This window comes from Acetomicrobium mobile (assembly GCF_937920065.1).
This window is the reverse complement of sequence record NZ_CALETC010000196.1, coordinates 1-16,811: the sequence shown is the minus strand read 5'-3', so window position 1 is coordinate 16,811 and position 16,811 is coordinate 1. Positions and strand designations below refer to the sequence as shown.

13 protein-coding genes, 1 tRNA gene, 1 pseudogene and 1 riboswitch are annotated in these 16,811 nt (G+C 47.4%); of the genes and pseudogenes, 8 read left to right on the top strand and 7 right to left on the bottom strand.

Annotation, left to right across the window (positions count from 1 at the left end):
• The coding region (locus Q7P41_RS07750) for a DUF3798 domain-containing protein (protein ID WP_303883262.1) at nt 1–608 on the bottom strand (608 nt) is incomplete at its 3' end.
• A gap of 633 nt (nt 609–1,241) precedes the next feature.
• Between Q7P41_RS07750 and mgtE the strand changes: the two genes are divergently transcribed.
• Nucleotides 1,242–2,600 carry a magnesium transporter gene (mgtE, locus tag Q7P41_RS07745; RefSeq protein ID WP_303883261.1) on the top strand — a complete coding sequence of 453 codons (1,359 nt, stop codon included), beginning with the start codon at nt 1,242–1,244 and terminating at the stop codon, nt 2,598–2,600.
• 55 nt (nt 2,601–2,655) lie between these two features.
• Here the strand turns inward: mgtE and Q7P41_RS07740 are convergent, their stop codons facing one another.
• Nucleotides 2,656–4,416, bottom strand: coding sequence for a phosphodiester glycosidase family protein (locus Q7P41_RS07740; protein WP_303883260.1), 1,761 nt, complete (start codon nt 4,414–4,416; stop codon nt 2,656–2,658).
• Nucleotides 4,417–4,839: 423 nt separating this feature from the next.
• Between Q7P41_RS07740 and Q7P41_RS07735 the strand changes: the two genes are divergently transcribed.
• The 6 genes from Q7P41_RS07735 (at nt 4,840) to Q7P41_RS07710 (ending at nt 10,842) form a co-directional block, all read left to right on the top strand.
• Nucleotides 4,840–5,574 (top strand): basic amino acid ABC transporter substrate-binding protein, encoded by a 735-nt coding sequence (locus Q7P41_RS07735; protein ID WP_303883259.1) that lies wholly within the window; start codon nt 4,840–4,842, stop codon nt 5,572–5,574.
• Between the two features lie 28 nt (nt 5,575–5,602).
• The gene (locus Q7P41_RS07730) at nt 5,603–6,268 is read left to right on the top strand and encodes an amino acid ABC transporter permease (protein ID WP_303883258.1); all 666 of its coding nucleotides are present in this window, start codon (nt 5,603–5,605) and stop codon (nt 6,266–6,268) included.
• A 7-nt stretch (nt 6,269–6,275) separates the two neighbouring features.
• Nucleotides 6,276–7,028 (top strand): amino acid ABC transporter ATP-binding protein, encoded by a 753-nt coding sequence (locus tag Q7P41_RS07725; RefSeq protein ID WP_303883257.1) that lies wholly within the window; start codon nt 6,276–6,278, stop codon nt 7,026–7,028.
• Between the two features lie 15 nt (nt 7,029–7,043).
• Nucleotides 7,044–7,742 (top strand): amino acid ABC transporter permease, encoded by a 699-nt coding sequence (locus Q7P41_RS07720; RefSeq protein WP_303883256.1) that lies wholly within the window; start codon nt 7,044–7,046, stop codon nt 7,740–7,742.
• A gap of 296 nt (nt 7,743–8,038) precedes the next feature.
• On the top strand, nt 8,039–8,776 hold the full coding sequence (locus Q7P41_RS07715; protein ID WP_303883255.1) for an IclR family transcriptional regulator: 738 nt from the start codon (nt 8,039–8,041) through the stop codon (nt 8,774–8,776).
• A gap of 50 nt (nt 8,777–8,826) precedes the next feature.
• Nucleotides 8,827–10,842 carry a urocanate hydratase gene (locus Q7P41_RS07710; RefSeq protein ID WP_303883263.1) on the top strand — a complete coding sequence of 672 codons (2,016 nt, stop codon included), beginning with the start codon at nt 8,827–8,829 and terminating at the stop codon, nt 10,840–10,842.
• A 55-nt stretch (nt 10,843–10,897) separates the two neighbouring features.
• On the opposite strand, the gene proC is transcribed toward Q7P41_RS07710, so the two are convergent.
• The 3 genes from proC to Q7P41_RS07695 form a co-directional block, all read right to left on the bottom strand.
• Complete coding sequence (gene proC / locus Q7P41_RS07705; RefSeq protein ID WP_303883254.1) at nt 10,898–11,701, bottom strand: pyrroline-5-carboxylate reductase; 804 nt, start codon at nt 11,699–11,701, stop codon at nt 10,898–10,900.
• A 156-nt stretch (nt 11,702–11,857) separates the two neighbouring features.
• Nucleotides 11,858–13,492, bottom strand: a complete 1,635-nt coding sequence (pruA, locus tag Q7P41_RS07700) for an L-glutamate gamma-semialdehyde dehydrogenase (protein ID WP_303883253.1) — start codon at nt 13,490–13,492, stop codon at nt 11,858–11,860.
• A 320-nt stretch (nt 13,493–13,812) separates the two neighbouring features.
• Nucleotides 13,813–13,932: riboswitch (molybdenum cofactor riboswitch) on the bottom strand.
• 254 nt (nt 13,933–14,186) lie between these two features.
• On the bottom strand, nt 14,187–15,578 hold the full coding sequence (locus tag Q7P41_RS07695) for a YfcC family protein (protein WP_303883252.1): 1,392 nt from the start codon (nt 15,576–15,578) through the stop codon (nt 14,187–14,189).
• Between the two features lie 258 nt (nt 15,579–15,836).
• On the opposite strand from Q7P41_RS07695, the gene Q7P41_RS07690 reads away from it, so the two are divergent.
• Nucleotides 15,837–15,911: transfer RNA gene (locus tag Q7P41_RS07690), tRNA-Val, on the top strand.
• Between the two features lie 9 nt (nt 15,912–15,920).
• On the opposite strand, the gene Q7P41_RS07685 is transcribed toward Q7P41_RS07690, so the two are convergent.
• Both Q7P41_RS07685 and livG read right to left on the bottom strand, forming a co-directional pair.
• Nucleotides 15,921–16,649 (bottom strand): ABC transporter ATP-binding protein, encoded by a 729-nt coding sequence (locus Q7P41_RS07685; protein ID WP_303883251.1) that lies wholly within the window; start codon nt 16,647–16,649, stop codon nt 15,921–15,923.
• A gap of 3 nt (nt 16,650–16,652) precedes the next feature.
• Nucleotides 16,653–16,811 (bottom strand): annotated as a pseudogene (livG, locus tag Q7P41_RS07680) (high-affinity branched-chain amino acid ABC transporter ATP-binding protein LivG); the annotation flags it as partial.

Genomic DNA, 16,811 nt, shown 5'->3' with positions numbered 1-16,811 from the left:
TCAGGAGCCGTCTCAAAATGAAACTTCAAGCCTATATCGTTGCATGCCACTTCCATAATATTACGCCTTCTGGACAGCAGCTCGTAGCTCATGTGTCTTGGAAAGGATATGTGAACAAAATCGGTAGCTCCCATTTTCTTTGCAGCAAGTGGAATAAGATATCCTCTGTAAATGTTGTGAACGTTTATTGCCAAATCAGCCACTGACTCTATCACGCCCGGGTCTTCGTGAGGTTCGCCTGCGAAACATAGGATATCCGGTCTCCTCTCTTTGACGCGCCTGAATGCTTCGGTCGTTCCGGGAATGGACTGATTGACGATGATGGCCTTCATTAAGGGGTCATCTGTAAGCCCAGCGATCTGGCTTATCGTCGTCTCCATTTCCTGCATGAAGTTGTCAGGGTAAGTAATGTGTTGGATTATACCCCCATTTGTAGCGCTACCGTACTCTTCGATCAATCGCTCCGCCCCGCGCAGTTCATCCTCACCCTGAGAAACGGTACCCGTGACTATGCCGATGTGGTATGGTGCCTCAGCAAAGGCTACGCCCACACCAACCAGAAGAAATACGGCTACCACTGCGACCGCTAACCCCTTAACCTTCCTCATTTACTCACCCTCCCTTTTAAAATATGTTGCCAAAATAATTATCTCACCGCATTAAGGCACGGTCAATGATTTGGTCCATATAGATCGCGCAAACTTTTTGTGAGAAAGCCATTGAAATATAAAAGGTGATTGTTGGCCAATTTCCGCCCCCCACATAGTCTTTTGCAATAAAATAAAACGAAAGTAGATGTAAAATTTCTGTTTATATGGTAATCTAACAAGGGTTATAAATCTATAAATTCCTTCCTCAAGAAAGGTGGTGGCAGTAAGTGGACGCTGGACCTGGTAGTTGCCGAGACAGCGCATGGAGTAATGTAGAAAAATTGCGAATCGACGTGTCTAATTTTAAGCGGGCTTTATTTTCCTTGGAAGGTCACAGCTTCCCTGCCGCTGCCGCCTTTTCCCTGCATTTTCGGTAAACAGGCGCCAATATCTCGCCAGCTTTTAACGCTGCCCTTTAAAGGTCAATAAAGGGGAAGCTCGCAGTGTCCTTGATGCTGGTAAAACACCTTCTAAGGAAAATGAAAACTTTGTTTTAACTCAGGGATCAAAATCGTGCAACCAAGGTACAAAAGGCGATCACGCCTTTGCCATGTCTTCTTGCAACAAACTGCCCTCTAGGAGGTGATTTCAATGGAACAAAGAAACATTGATTTCTTCAAAGAAATAGTCGAAGAGTTACTCGAGGCGCAAGACCACGAAGCTTTGCGCGAGTATCTGAGCGAGCTTCACCCATACGAAATAGCGACGCTTTTGGAGGAGTATGAAGAACCGGAACAGCTGGTCATTTTGTCTTTAACCACCCCTGAGGTGGCAGCCGAGGCTTTAGAGCATCTGGATTACGATGACCAGTATAGGCTTTTAGATCACTCGGATGAAAACGTGGCCAGGGAAATCCTTTCGGCCATGGGCCGCGACGCAATAGCCGACCTTGTAATGGCAATACACCCTAACAAAGCCCAAAAGATCTTGCAAATGGTTCCGCACGAATACCTCGATAGCATCAAATTTTTAATGACCTATCCCGAGGATTCGGCCGCCGGCATAATGTCTTTGGATTATATCCAAGTAAGACAATACTGGACGATCGAACGCGTCATAGACTATTTTCGAAAAGTCGGAAGAAAACAAAGCATCGCCAACTACATTTACGTCGTTGACAGCGTTGGAAAACCTGTAGGAGTGCTGTCGCTTAAAGAACTGCTTTTAAGCGATCCGAAGGAATTGGTGTCCGAGGTAATGCACAAGAACATCATAATTGTACAGGCCAACGCAGACCAGGAAGAAGCCGCAAGAATAATGAGCCAATACGACCTGATGATACTTCCCGTGGTAAATGAGCAGGGCCATCTTGTTGGAGTCATTACTGCGGACGATATAATGGACGTCATAGAAGAGGAAGACACGGAAGATATCCACAAATTAGGCGGTAGCCGTCCTTTGGACCTGCCTTACCTGGAATCCGACTTGAAGACGCTTTTCAGCAAGCGCATCGGGTGGCTTGTAGCCCTTTTTGTCGTCCAGGCTGTAACGAGCAATATCTTAAAATATTATCAGGATGTTTTAAGCAGCATAATTACCCTGACCTTTTTTATCCCACTGCTTGCTGACGTGGGCGGTAATTCAGGAACTCAGGCTTCATCTTTGGTCATTAGGTCCTTGGCTTTAGGCGAAGTTACGATAAAAGATTTTACTGAAATCTTGTTTAAAGAACTGAGGGTAAGCGCCTTGATGGGCCTGGTGATGGGAATAGGAGGATACCTTTTTGCGTGGGCAGTTAGCGGTTCAACGAGCGTAGCGTTGGTGGTAGCTATCACCCTCACCGTAGTTTTAATAGTAAGTTCTACCATCGGTGCCATACTTCCCGTCATAGGGAGATTGTTTAAATTAGATCCTGCAGTATTTTCTGCGCCGCTCATTACCACTGTTGTCGACATCACTGCGCTAGTGGTATACTTCAACGTAGCGATAAAGCTACTGAAGATAGTATAGCACTATAAACATAAAGGGCCGTCAGTGGTTTTCATATGACGGCCCTTTATGTTTTTTAGTCCAGATAAATTATATAAGGAAGAGGCCTTTCCCTGCCTCCCGGGGAATGATTTATGAGGACACCCTTCCACCAAAGGGCCGAAGAACCTCCGCCGTCCAAATTTACGGCGTCTTTGATGCCCAAGCGCTTGGCAACGCTTCTTAACTCGTGCAAAGTTACGCCCCTTGAATGCCACGGATCACGACCGTCCACGACAACCCAATAAACTTTACTTCCATCGCTTCCCCACAGCGTCCTGGGATGTCTTTTGTCGGTAAAACTAGGCTTGAATCCTTCGCTAACGTTAACATCCATCCCGTTAGTCAAAAGAAGGGGTCCGGCCTGAAAGGCCCACTTGGCGTGGTTAAATTCTTGAGGCTCGAGGGTGGATATTACCTCAACATCCGTGCCTAAAACGACGTTTGCAAAAAATTGCCTGCTATTTCCCCGAGCTACCAGTAAAAACCCGTCACGCGGTATGTAGTGATGAGCGGCCGTACCCGCACCCTGCTTCCAGGTTATCTTGCCGCCTCGAACCATCACTTCCAGGGCATCGGATTGCAAACCCCTGGCCTCGGGGCCGAACTCCGGCGTATAAATAGTTATCCCGTGATAGGTCGGGGCAACATTGACACCTTCTACATGAAATTCTGCACTTGTGCCTACTTTCACTTTAACCTTTGCCCTGACTTGGCCTATAAAAATCTTTCCCGAGTCATCCCATCCGATCGCAGTTCGACCGCTATAGGGCGTATAAACGACCTTGCCATCCATCATGACCAACCCTATGGGCTTTACGCCGCTGAAATATCCGCCATTAACGGCTGCCCTTGCGTTTTTCTCCCTGGCCATCTCGCTCAAAGGATTCGATGTTCCATATTCCGTGCTCGAAAGAGCGATCTTTGGGGTCACGCGAGCAGCATCAAAGGCCAGGGCGACCCAAAAAAGTGCCGGGCTTTCCTCAGCAGCCCCATAGGGAACAATTGAAGCGGTCAAGTGCTTTGGCAAAGAAGTTAAAACTTCATAGGCCTTGATGTAATTTGCAAAGGGACCTATGGTTACCTGAAAGGCCCATTCCTGCCGCACTACGAAAGCAGGAAGGCCCAAGTTTTTCAAGTAGCCTGCGAGATCACGAGCTTTCGCCTCGGCATCAAGAGGTATTTCATCGACCAAAACCAACCAAAGTTTTGGAGGGCGTCCAATTCCCTCCCTGTGCATCGTGACGGTAACTATGTCATCTCTGAGGGTTTTTTCAAAAATCAGACCATTTTTGCAGTTTTTTAACCAGGCAACGAGGGAATTTAAACCGGAGCGCGTTACGTTGTCCCTCGGGTTCGATAAAAATTCGTCCGGGGCCTTTGGGGTCATCTCACTTGCTATCGCCATGTAGGGCATAAGATGAAGCGGCACTCCGCTTTTGTCTCCTTCAAATTCGCATATCGAACTTAATATTTCAGCTTCGTTAAAGAGACCAAGGGCGCGCACGGCAAACATGACGGCCTCTGCGTTAGCCGCCTCTAAAGTAGGGTGAAAATGCTCGAAGGGCGGCAAAATTCCCAAGGCCTTTGCGGCCTGTATTGACTCTCCGTGAAGGGTGAGCTTTGAGACGTCGACAAATCCGGAGTCACCTTGAACGAGGGGCAACTCCAAGGCGGACATTATCTCGTAAACTACCTCTCCGCGAGATATGGCCGCCGCAGTGCTAGTTTGCAATAGGACCAAACAAAATACCAGGAGAATTATTGACCTTGCTTTTCCTTTCCTGCCTGACAACATGAAGCAGCCTCCTTAAGTCTTAGGTAAAGGTGAGCGACTTTCCGTTCGCTTCCGCTAAAAATATTTACCACGAATTTCATTATTTTAAAAGCAGCGGTTTTGCAAAGGGGAATCTACGAAGTTAGAATTACCCTTGCCCTTTGATGTCGAAGATGGCAAACTAAACATATACACACTTTTTAACAATTTTGACATTACTTGTCCGTGTAAAATCTCTGTTCTATAATATAATACGATATGAAATATATATACTAAACTAATGATAACATAACCCGGCAAATGCAGAGGTGCGAACTCGTCAGCATTATTCCTTTTTTGCTTGTAAACTTATGTTTATTGACAAAATACCACAAAGGGCTTTATATTGTTTCTATGGGTCATTTAAACCGAGAGCATTGGTACAATATCAGGAGGTGTTGGTAAATGAAAAAATGTTTACTTTATTTATCCGTCATAGTGATGGCCTTGTTCATGGTAGTTGCACCCGCCTTTGCAAAGACATACATTGTCGGCACGAGCGCGGATTTCCCGCCCTTTGAATACATCGAAAAGGGCCAAATAGTGGGATTTGACATCGACTTGATAAAGGCGATTGCCGAAAGCCAAGGCATCAAGGTCGAGTTTCAGGATATCAGCTTTGACTCCCTCATCCCCGGTTTAAATGCCGGCACAATCGATATCGTGGCTTCCGGCATGACCATTACCGAAGAAAGGGCAAAGGTCGTGGACTTTACGGAGCCTTACTACTCGGCAAATCAGGCCGTGCTGGTAAAAGAGGGAAGTGGAAAAAACGTCACTGTTTTGTTTGGAGACCACAAGCTGGCAGTGCAGACGGGAACCACGGGAGACCTTTGGGTGGAGGAAAACTTGGAGAAAACGGGCATACTGAAAGGCAAGGTAACCCGCTTTGATACCTTCGTTTTGGCAATTCAAGACCTCTTAAACGGAAATGTTGACGGCGTAGTCTTGGATACCCCTGTTGCCCTACGGTATGCGGCGGAAAATCCGGTCGTTATGGTGGCCGAAATAATCACCGGCGAGGAATACGGCTTTGCGGTCGCCAAGGGCAACAAAGAACTCCTCGAAAAGTTGAACAAAGGACTTGAAGAAGTGAAGGCGAGCGGCAAGATGGACGAACTTTTAAAGAAATATTTTTAAATAAAGGCGCGCAGACGAGGGATTTGTTTTGTTAGATTTTTTTGAACTGGTACAAAAGTCCCTCCCAACCTTGTTGGAAGGGACTTTTGTTACTATAAAACTTACGATCTTAATCTTAGCCCTGGGATTGGTGTTGGGTTTGATCATAGCTTTTTTTCAAACTTACGGCAACAAGCCCGTTCGCCTGCTGGCGGGCATTTACGACAGGATTTTCAGAAGCGTGCCGGAACTGGTGCTGCTCCTTTTGGTCTTTTACGGCCTCCCCAATATCGGATTTAGGCTGAGCCCCTTTTATGCCGCAGTGTTGGCCTTGGGCCTGCGTTCGGCGGCCTACATGGCTCAAATTTTCAGGGGAAGTTTCATGTCAGTTGGCTCAGACCAACTGACGGCGGCCTACTCTTTGGGCATGGGTGAATACAAAGCTTTTATATACGTAATTTTCCCGCAGGCGATCAGGGCCTTTATTCCCCCCTTCGCCAATGAATACGCCATAATACTCAAAGACACGTCCCTTGCTTACGCCATAGGAGTGGTCGAACTTTTAAGGCACGGCCAATACATCATCGCCGTAGAATATAAGCCTCTGCCTATATTTTTGGTAATCGCAGCCATCTACTTCGTCCTTACGTTTGGAGTGGCAAGGCTTTTAAAGATGCTTGAAAATAAACTCAAGATTCCAGGGATAGGAGTGTAAAAGTTAAATGTCGGACAAACCGCTGCTCAGGATAATAAACTTAAAAAAACGCTTTGGCGACAAGGTGGTACTCGACGGAATCTCTTTCGACTTAAATAAGGGAGAAACAAAAGTCATAATAGGCCCTAGCGGCACGGGAAAAAGCACGCTCTTAAAGTCCATAAACAGACTTGTCGTACCCGACGAAGGCGAGATCTGGCTAGGTGACACGGAAATCGTAAGGTGTAAAAACATCAACGCCATCAGGCAACAGATTGGCTACGTTTTTCAAGACTTCGGCTTGTTCAATCACCTGACGGCCCTGGAAAACGTCATGATAGGGCTGACAAAGGTCAAAAAAATCCCGAAGAAAGAGGCCTTGGAGCGGGCTCGCTACGAGCTAAACAGGGTGGGATTATCTGGGATAGAAGACCTTTACCCGGCACAGCTTTCGGGCGGGCAAAAACAAAGAGTTGCCATCGCACGGGCCTTGGCGATGGACCCCAAGCTGATGCTCTTTGACGAACCAACGTCCGCTTTGGATCCGGAGCTAATAGGCGAAGTTTTGGCGGTAATGCAGGAACTGGCCGAGTCCAACATGACCATGCTCGTCGTATCTCACGAGATGGGCTTTGCAAGGTCGGTTTCAGACGAAATCATATTCATAGAAGATGGGAAAATCGTGGAACAGGCTCCCCCTGAAAAGATGTTTAAAGATCCTGAAAATCCGCGCACCAGGGAGTTTTTATTTAAACTGAGCGAACTTTACGGAGAAGGCTAAAGGCAGGAGATTGACGTGTCCGAATTTTTAAGACAGTTTATGATCGTAGATATTTTCGTAACCAACTTCGGGACCTTGATGCAAGGCCTGGTGTTCACCTTTGAGCTTGCCATAGTTTCAATGGTTTTTGGCACCATCTTTGGCGTCCTGCTTGCCTTGGGAAGAAGTTTTGGCACTAGGCTTCTGTCGTGGCTTTGTACCGCCTATATCGAAATTATCCGAGGAACGCCGCTTCTTGCTCAACTTTTCATACTCTACTTTGCGCTTCCTCCTTACGGCATAAGGCTGTCAGCGATAACTGTGGCATTTTTGGGTTTTACCTTAAATTCCGCGGCTTACCAGGCTGAGTATACGCGCGGCTCCATAGAAGTCGTGGGAGAGGATCAATACATGGCGGCTTATTCTTTGGGCATGAGCAGCTGGCAGACCATAATTTACGTAGTGCTGCCTCAGGCCATCAGGTGGTCGATCCCCGCATGGACGAACGAATTAATTTACTTGCTTAAATCCACGTCAATAGCTTACGTAATCGGAGCACCGGATCTTTTAACACAGGGAAAGTTCATCGCCAGCAGAAACTATCAATTTTTTAGGGTGTATTTAATTGTTGCCCTCATATACCTCGTAATAGTCCTGGCTGCCGCCAGGTTGATCGGCAAGATTGAAAAGAAAATCGAAATACCCGGTTTTGGTTATACAAAAAATCAACGTTGACGACTAAAACAATATAACATCAGTCGGTACGCTCTATTTCGATGGCGAACCAATAAATTGCCGACAAATTGCAGATATACAAGTATTACGTCAGATTTTTCCGGTGGCATTTTCCTTAAACGTATCCCTCGAAGCTTCATTTCAAATCAAATCCTGTCCTGCAAAAACATTCAGCCGACAAAAACTAGGAGCCAATTATTAGCTGAGTAAACTTCTGCATTTGAGTTGACAGGTATATAAATTGCTGCTATTCTTTTAAAAAATGGGACGTAATGTCCCATATTTGGGGGAAGAAAATGGCTAAGACCACTTTCAAAACCGATACAGTGAGCAAAGTAACGGCCATAATGGAGCTTTTGTGCTCTTCTCATAATACCTATAGCCTTAGGGAGATAGAAAGCCTCACGGGAATACCCAAAAGCACTCTACATCGTTTGTTAAAATCCCTGGAAAGACAGGAATGGGTATACCAAGACCATGAGACCGATCAATTTCGCCCTGGAGTCAGATTCTTTCTCCTTCACAACGAAAAGCTTTTTCATCAAGCCTTGATCAATGCCGCTTCTCCCGAAATGAAGCGGTTGGTGCGTGAAACGCAAAAGACCGCCATATTAAGCGTTCTGGAAGGAACTGCCGGTTTGTGCATTTACCACGTCGAACCGGCATGCCCTGTCAAATACGTAGCTCACCGCGGGATGAGTATACCCCTTCATGTAAGCGCTACCGGAAAAGTGCTGCTGGCATTTAGCCCAAAAGATCTTCAAGATCGCATCGTCTATAACAACATCCCCCAAGAAATCGACAAAGACCGCCTTAAAGAAGAACTTGAAGAAATCAAAGAGCAAGGTTTTGCTTACAGCAGGGAGGAATGGATCCCCCACGCAGGAGACATAAGCGTGCCCCTTTTTGACTCAAGGGGTTTATTTGTGGCTCAGCTTGGTTTGGCGGGATTAGCTGCCAGTTTCGACGGTCAAGAAGAGGTGATCGTCGAAAAATTAAAGGATGCTGCAGCCCGCATAAAAGAGCAACTTTGACCACTTTAAAAAATTAAAAAAGGAGGTAGTTTGAGGTGAAAGAAATAAACATGTTAAACAGCAAGGCCATGACCATCAAGCTTGACCCCGAACTTCCCGAGTACCCTCCCTTTGAACCAAATATCAGAAGAGCACCTGACAGGGGCTTCACGCTGAGCCAAGATGAAGCAGAGCTCGCGCTGAAAAACGCCCTGCGCTATATCCCCGAGGAACTTCACGAAAAGCTTGCTCCCGAATTCATGGAAGAGCTCGCAACCCGAGGCCGCATTTACGGTTACAGGTTCAGGCCAAAGGGGCGCATTTGGGGACGTCCCATCGACGAATACAAGGGAAATTGCATCGAGGGCAAGGCCTTTCAAGTCATGATCGACAACAACCTGGACTTCGAAGTAGCCCTTTACCCCTACGAGCTTGTAACTTACGGCGAAACGGGCCAGGTATGCCAAAACTGGATGCAGTATCGGTTGATCAAAAAGTATCTTGAAATTTTAGACCAAAACCATACGCTTGTCGTGATGTCGGGCCATCCTTTGGGACTTTTTAAATCACACCCGGAGGCTCCAAGGGTAATCATAACAAACGGCCTGCTGGTGGGGATGTACGATGACCAGGAAAACTGGCACAGAGGAATGCAGCTTGGAGTCACAAATTACGGACAGATGACTGCCGGCGGATGGATGTATATAGGACCACAGGGAATCGTTCACGGTACTTACAACACCATACTTAACGCAGGAAGATTGCACCTGGGCCTTAAACCCGGCGATGACATGCGAGGACACCTTTTTATATCCTCAGGACTGGGCGGCATGAGCGGAGCTCAACCCAAGGCCTGCGAAATAGCTGGGGCCGTGGGCATCATCGCCGAAGTGGATCCCTCGAGGATCGAGACGCGAAAAAAACAGGGTTGGGTGTCCCTTGTATCTTCTGATTTAGACGAAGTGTTTAGGGTTGCAAACAAACATCTTAAAGATAAAGAACCCATTTCCATAGCCTACTACGGAAACATCGTTGACCTGCTCGAGTACGTCGTCAAAATAGGAATAAATGCAGAGTTAATTTCCGATCAGACGTCTTGTCATGCCGCCTACGACGGGGGTTATTGCCCTCAGGGACTTACCTTCGAGGAAAGGACAAAGATGCTGTCGGAAGACAGAGAGAGATTCAAACAGCTGGTGGACAAGAGCTTGCGCAAGCATTTCGAACTGATTAAGACGCTTGTGGACCGCGGGGCGTACTTCTTCGATTACGGTAATTCCTTCATGAAGGCCGTATATGATGCGGGCGTCAAAGAAATTTGTAAAAACGGCATTGACGAAAGGGACGGCTTCATATTCCCCTCTTACGTAGAAGACATCATGGGACCGCTTCTTTTTGATTACGGCTACGGACCTTTCAGGTGGGTCTGTTTATCCGGTAAGCGCGAAGACCTGCTTAAAACGGACAAGGCAGCCCTGGAATGCATCGATCCAAACCGCAGGCCCCAAGATAGGGATAACTACATCTGGATAAGAGATGCCGATAAAAATAACCTGGTCGTCGGTACTCAGGCAAGGATACTTTATGCCGACGCAGATCTCAGGCTTGCCATAGCGCGCAAGTTCAACGAAATGGTTCGAAGGGGCGAAATTGGGCCCGTCATGCTCGGGAGAGATCACCACGACACGGGCGGGACGGATTCACCCTTCAGGGAGACGGCTAACATAAAAGACGGAAGCAACATAACGGCGGACATGGCGGTACATTGCTACGCCGGAAACGCAGCTCGCGGGATGTCGTTGATAGCCCTTCACAACGGAGGCGGAGTCGGGATAAGCAAGGCCATAAACGGAGGATTCGGCCTTGTGCTCGATGGAAGCGAGCGCATCGATAAGATCATAAACAGAGCAATCGCCTGGGACGTGTTGGTTGGCGTGGCGAGAAGATCATGGGCAAGAAACAGCGGTGCAATGGAAGTTGCCCGTGAGGTAAACGAAAACCAAAAGAGCGATTACCACATTACCCTCCCCTACGTACCCGATGAAGACTTAGTTGTCGAGACAGTGGCTAAGGTCTTCAAAAAATGAGAAATAAGTAGGTCAACAAACCCCTCCAGGCCCTTTGGCTAGGAGGGGTTTGTTTTTAATCCCTCTCTCGTCCCAGCTCAGCTGATCGCTCAGCGGCATCTGCCACTGCTCTTATCACCAATCCTCGGAAACCGCCGTCTTCCAGTGCAGCTACGCCGGCAATGGTGGTACCGGCTGGAGAGGTTACCCTGTCCTTGAGACTGCCCGGGTGTTCGCCCGTTTCAATTACCATTTTAGCGGCGCCAAATACTGTCTGTGCTGCCAGAGTCATAGCTACCGGGCGCGGCAAACCGGCCATGACGCCACCATCGGCAAGTGCTTCAATAAAGATATATACATAAGCTGGTGCAGAACCGCTGAGCCCTGTCACGGCATCCAACAAGCTTTCATCCAAAACGACGACTTTCGCGACAGCGGACAACAGAGCTTTAACTTCGTCTACATCGGATTCTTTTGCATTCGGTCCCATCGCTATGGCCGCAGCCCCGGCCTGAACCAGGCAAGGTGTATTGGGCATAACTCTTATCAATCGTGCCGGCCCTGTGTACTTGTTTAAATAAGAAAGAGGTACACCGGCCATGATGGAAACTACCAAGTGTTTATCCTCCCAGAGACCCTTTAGTTCGGATAGAATGACAGGCGCCACCTGGGGCTTTACTGCTAGGAAAATTATTCGGGATTTTTCCAGTATCTCAGTATTGCTGGCAGTCGTTTGTACCCCCAATGACTCCTTGAGGTATGAAAGCCGATTAGCATCGATATCTGATACCCACACCTTATCCGGTTGAACTAAGCCCTTGGCCAAAATACCTCTAAGTAAGGCTTCGGCCATGGCTCCTCCGCCAATAAAACCTAGCATTTTGCCAGCCTCCCATCTCAGTTTTATCTGATTCTATCTTCTGAATAACCTCTTAAATTTTTAACACAAAATTGTGTAGTTGTCAAAATAACTACCGGCAGCGTTTAGCAAAAGTGCATGCTGCCGGTAGTTATTTTCTTCATTTTGTCTTAACCTTTATTTTTCGTCCATGAATGGGTATCTGTACCCTACTGGCGGATTGAGGTGTTCTTTGATGGCTCTCGGGCTTACCCAGCGCATCATGTTGATTTTGGAGCCTGCCTTGTCATTGGTACCTGAGGCTCTTGCTCCTCCGAAGGGCTGCTGAGCGATTACTGCGCCAGTGGGCTTATCGTTAATGTAGAAATTACCGGCGGCATGGGTCAGGCGCTTTTCGATCTTGACTATGGCTTCTCTGTCCTGAGCAAAAACTGCACCTGTGAGTCCATAGATTGAAGTTGAATCGCAAAGATCCAAAGCTTCCTCAATTTCCTCATCTTTGTAGATATATATTGTTAAAACCGGCCCAAATATCTCTTCTTCCATGGTCTTGAAGCGAGGGTTGGTCGTTACTATTACGGTGGGTTCGATGAAAAAGCCAACGCTGTCGTCGGCGTTCCCGCCGCAGATTATCTCGGCTTCCGGAGACTCCTTGGCGTAGTCGATATACCCTTTTATTGACCGAAATGCCTGAGCATCGATTACGGCGCCCATGAAATTTGTGAAGTCTTCTATGTCACCCATCTTTATCGTGCTTATCTCTTCAACGAGCCTTTTCTTCAACGCGGGCCACATGCTCTCAGGGACATAAGCGCGCGATGCCGCAGAACATTTCTGCCCCTGGAATTCAAAGGCCCCCCTGACCAAAGCTGTAACCAATGGCTCAAGATCCGCAGAGGGGTGAACGAAGACAAAGTCTTTTCCGCCTGTCTCACCTACGAGCCTAGGATAGGTCCTGTAATTTGGCAAGTTTTGTCCCACAGTTTGCCACATAGACTGGAACGTCGCCGTAGAACCCGTGAAGTGTACACCCGCGAGCCATGGATTTAAAAGGGCGATGCTTCCTAGCACATTTCCGGGGCCTGGGATAAAGTTTATAACTCCATCTGGAAGGCCCGCTTTTCGAAGGATAGTCATCACGTGATATGCTGAATACACGGCGGAGGAGGCGGGTTTCCAGAGCACCACGTTTCCGGCCATAGCAGCGCTAGTGGGAAGGTTGCCGGCGATGGAGGTAAAATTAAAGGGAGTTACAGCAAAGACAAACCCTTCAAGTGCTCTGTACTCCATTCGGTTCCAGGAGTCCTTCGTAGACTCGGGCTGTTCTTTGTAGATTTCATTGAGAAAATAAGCGTTAAACTTGAGCATGTCTATAAGCTCGCATGCAGAGTCGATCTCAGCTTGATATGCCGTCTTGCTCTGACAAAGCATTGTAGCCGCGTTAATCGTGCTCCGACACGGTCCGGCGAGCATCTCGGCTGCCTTTAGGAAAATAGAAGCCCTATGCTCCCATGGCATTGACTCCCAATCGTGCCGTGCGGCAAGAGCTGCCTCGATAGCATCATTTACTTCCTTCTCCCCTGCCATATGGTACCTTCCAATCACCACTTCTTTGTTATGGGGAATTATGCACATACCCAACTTTCCGGTGCGCACTTCCTTGCCACCGATTATAAGGGGTATCTCAATCTCCTGGGTTCTGAGCTCAACCAAACGAGCTTTTAGTTCTTCTCTTTCCTTTGTACCCGGCGCATAGGACAACACGGGTTCATTCTTGGGTTTTTCTATCTTAAATACAGCATTGGACACCATCGCTCACCTCTCATTAAAGTGTTCAAACCTTAGTGCTCTCAGCTTCAACCACTCATAGGCAGGCTCCAAGCATATTTGCCATGCTTAACTTGCGTCACGTCGACACATAGCCCGCTTCCGTGAACTCCCCTTTAGGGCTTAGAGCATGAACCGGTAAAAACCTATGTTGCAGTTTTTCCCCGGTTTTATTCAGGGCCTTGCCAGTGCCAGCAGTTGCTCAGTAGTTAATCTATTTCAAGAGCATCCCTCCTTTATTAAAGGTCTATTAGTGCTGCTTTGTCTTTAAAATGAGAAAACCCCTTCCCGCCGGGAAGGGGTACAATAATATTTCTTTTCCTCCTTTCCAAGCGGGAGGCCTTTCCGTTTCCGAAAAGACCCTATCGGTCGATGCTCATAGGCCAAACGCCCTTAGAGACTTCGACTCGGAGGCTCTCATTTTATGAACACGGATTTTATTTAATCTTTACTTTATCAAAAAAGAACTCATCGCTGATATTGATAATATCAAGTAAAGTGATTAAATGTCAACAAGAAGGGAGGCTCTGCGCACGTCCGCTCACCCAAGCATGTCTTGATCGCTAAAAAACGTGGCAGGAGCTTTAAAAGAACAGCAAAGGAGCCCCTCCGAACTTTTTATGTCCTGAGGGGCTCCTTGTATTCATAATTCAGAGAAGAATAATTTTGCCAAGGAAAATTAAAATGGTCCGTATCCCACGATGTGAGCTACAATTACCACGATTGTCCCGATCACGTGCCAAAACACCATAAGAGGCCATATGAATTTAAACCATCTTTCGTAAGGGATCTTGGCCATGCCGAGAGTGGCCATCAGCACACCTGAAGTTGGAATGATCTGGTTAGTAAATCCGTCACCGTATTGGTAAGCCAGCACCGCGGTCTGCCGCGTAACTCCTATCAAATCAGCAATGGGAGCCATGATCGGCATTGTGGCCATCGCCTGCCCGCTTCCTGAAGGTATGAAGAAATTAATAATCGTATGGACCCAAAACATACCGGCAGCGGACAGCGCGCCAGGCAAGCGAGAAACCCAGTTTGCCAGGAAATAAATGACTGTATCGATTATCTGACCCTCGGTCATGACAACTAGTATGGCCCTTGCAACTCCCACCACCAACGCTCCAAAGGCTATGCTCTGGGAACCTTCGACGAATGCCCTTGCTATGGCGTTCGGATTAAGCCCTCCTATTAAACCGCATATGATGCCCATAGCTAAAAATATTGTTGCCAATTCCATGATGTAATAACCTTTCGCCATAACCCCGTATATCATATAGGCAAAGAACAATAGGAGCACCAGCAGTACAAGCTTGTGAATCGTGGTGAGCTTCGATTCCTCGTTTAACCTTTGTCCCGATATTTCCTCTTCTTTAAATAGATCGTAAACGATGCTTTCTTTAGGATTTTCTTTAACCTTGGAGGCATATCGCATCACGTAGTAGCAAGCCACAATGAATAGCACTGCAAATCCAACGATTCTAAGCCAGATCCCGGAGAAAAGTGGCAACTCGGAAATGCTTTGAGCCACGCCCACTGTAAAAGGATTTAGGATGCCGCCCGCAAATCCGACGGCAGCACCCGTAGAGATGATGGCTGTTCCAACGAGGGGATCAAAGCCGACGGCAGTGGCTAAAGCCACGCCCATGGGTATGAAGACGATGGTTTCCTCAGACATACCAAAGGACAATCCCCCGAGGGAAAAGACGAACATCGTTACAGGAATAAGCAATTTTTCTCTTCCCTTTAACATCAACACGATCTTTGATATCCCCGCATCGATAGCTCCTGTCGCCTGAATTATCGTGAAGGCTCCGCCCACGACAAAGATAAAAAAGATGACTTCCGCCGCCTCAATCATCCCCTTTGGGACGGAGGCAAAGACGTCCCAAAACCCGACCGGCGTGGGCTCGACGTAATGAAAGCTTTGTGGGTCCACGAGCGTTCGCCCCGTAGCCTCATCTTTAAATCTGTCAAACACTCCTGCTGGCACAACGTAAGTCCCAATAGCTACCACTATAACGATCAGAAATAAAAGCACGTAAGTATGCGGCACGACTAACCTTCGCATCTTTAACCACCCTTTCTAATGCTATCAAAGTTCAAAAAACCAAACCAAAATTTAGATATGATGTAGCTTTTTTAACATATGTTTATACCCTGTGTCAAGGAAACAAAGTAGAAGCCTTTAGCGATTATACCGTAACTTTTATGTAAAGGCAGGATAATAACACTCCATCTAGGCCCAGATGCTTCTGCAAGAAGGTGTTCTGCGCTAAAAGTTCCTCTTGCAGAATAAAGGGGTGTGCTTTATAATCGAAACAACAGTGGGCGACTAGCTCAGCGGGAGAGCGCTTCCCTCACACGGAAGAGGTCGCAGGTTCGAAACCTGCGTCGCCCACCATTTTTATTTTCAGGTCTTAAGTTTCCCCAAATAAGCCATCTTGACCCTCGGGTCAGAAAGCAATTCCATCGAAGGTCCTTGTATGATGACCCGCCCCGTCTGCATAACATATCCGCGATGGGACAGCATCAAGGCTTGCCTCGCGTTTTGTTCGACGAGCACAATTGTTACACCCCGCTTGTTTATCAACTTCAGCTCATCAAAAATTTCCTTTATAAGAATGGGAGCCAACCCTAAAGATGGTTCATCGAGCAACAAAACTCGCGGCCGCGACATTAGAGACCTGGCAATGGACAACATTTGCTGTTCTCCACCGGAAAGCGTAGCGCCGGGCTGATCTTTTCTTTCTTTAAGGCGAGGGAAAAGAGTGTAAACCCATTCCAAATCCTCCTGAACTTGCTCCTTGTCTTTTCTTAAAAAAGCCCCTACCATCAGATTTTCGCTGACGGTGAGAGGTCCAAATATTTTTCGCCCCTCGGGCACTAAGGATATCCCGCTGGCCACAACTTTATGGCTTCTTTTCGCCAATGGCTTGCCCTCAAACAAGATTTCACCCATTTCTATCGGCACGGCCCCCATTACGGAATTCAACAGCGTCGATTTGCCCGCCCCGTTTGCTCCGATGACACATACTATTTCGCCTTCATATACATCCATGGAAATGCCATGAAGTGCCTTTATCGCGCCATAACTTACAACGAGCTCTCGGATCGATAAAATTGGCTCAAGGGTCGTCATGGCTCATGCCTCCTCTCCAAGGTAGGCAGCCAACACTTCCGGGTGGCTTTGTATCTCATCGGGCGTTCCCTCGGCTATCTTTGCACCAAAGTTCATGCACGCAACACGATCGCATATTTCCATCACGAGCTCCATGTGGTGTTCGATAACTATAATAGTTAT

What these genes read in the sequence shown, in the direction of transcription:
- proC (WP_303883254.1), bottom strand. Translation starts at nt 11,701, where the DNA reads ATGCTAGGTTTTATTGGCGGAGGAGCCATGGCCGAAGCCTTACTTAGA.
- mgtE (WP_303883261.1), top strand. Translation starts at nt 1,242, where the DNA reads ATGGAACAAAGAAACATTGATTTCTTCAAAGAAATAGTCGAAGAGTTA.
- Q7P41_RS07685 (WP_303883251.1), bottom strand. Translation starts at nt 16,649, where the DNA reads ATGACGACCCTTGAGCCAATTTTATCGATCCGAGAGCTCGTTGTAAGT.
- pruA (WP_303883253.1), bottom strand. Translation starts at nt 13,492, where the DNA reads ATGGTGTCCAATGCTGTATTTAAGATAGAAAAACCCAAGAATGAACCC.
- Q7P41_RS07715 (WP_303883255.1), top strand. Translation starts at nt 8,039, where the DNA reads ATGGCTAAGACCACTTTCAAAACCGATACAGTGAGCAAAGTAACGGCC.
- Q7P41_RS07735 (WP_303883259.1), top strand. Translation starts at nt 4,840, where the DNA reads ATGAAAAAATGTTTACTTTATTTATCCGTCATAGTGATGGCCTTGTTC.
- Q7P41_RS07725 (WP_303883257.1), top strand. Translation starts at nt 6,276, where the DNA reads ATGTCGGACAAACCGCTGCTCAGGATAATAAACTTAAAAAAACGCTTT.
- Q7P41_RS07740 (WP_303883260.1), bottom strand. Translation starts at nt 4,416, where the DNA reads ATGTTGTCAGGCAGGAAAGGAAAAGCAAGGTCAATAATTCTCCTGGTA.
- Q7P41_RS07695 (WP_303883252.1), bottom strand. Translation starts at nt 15,578, where the DNA reads ATGCGAAGGTTAGTCGTGCCGCATACTTACGTGCTTTTATTTCTGATC.
- Q7P41_RS07710 (WP_303883263.1), top strand. Translation starts at nt 8,827, where the DNA reads ATGTTAAACAGCAAGGCCATGACCATCAAGCTTGACCCCGAACTTCCC.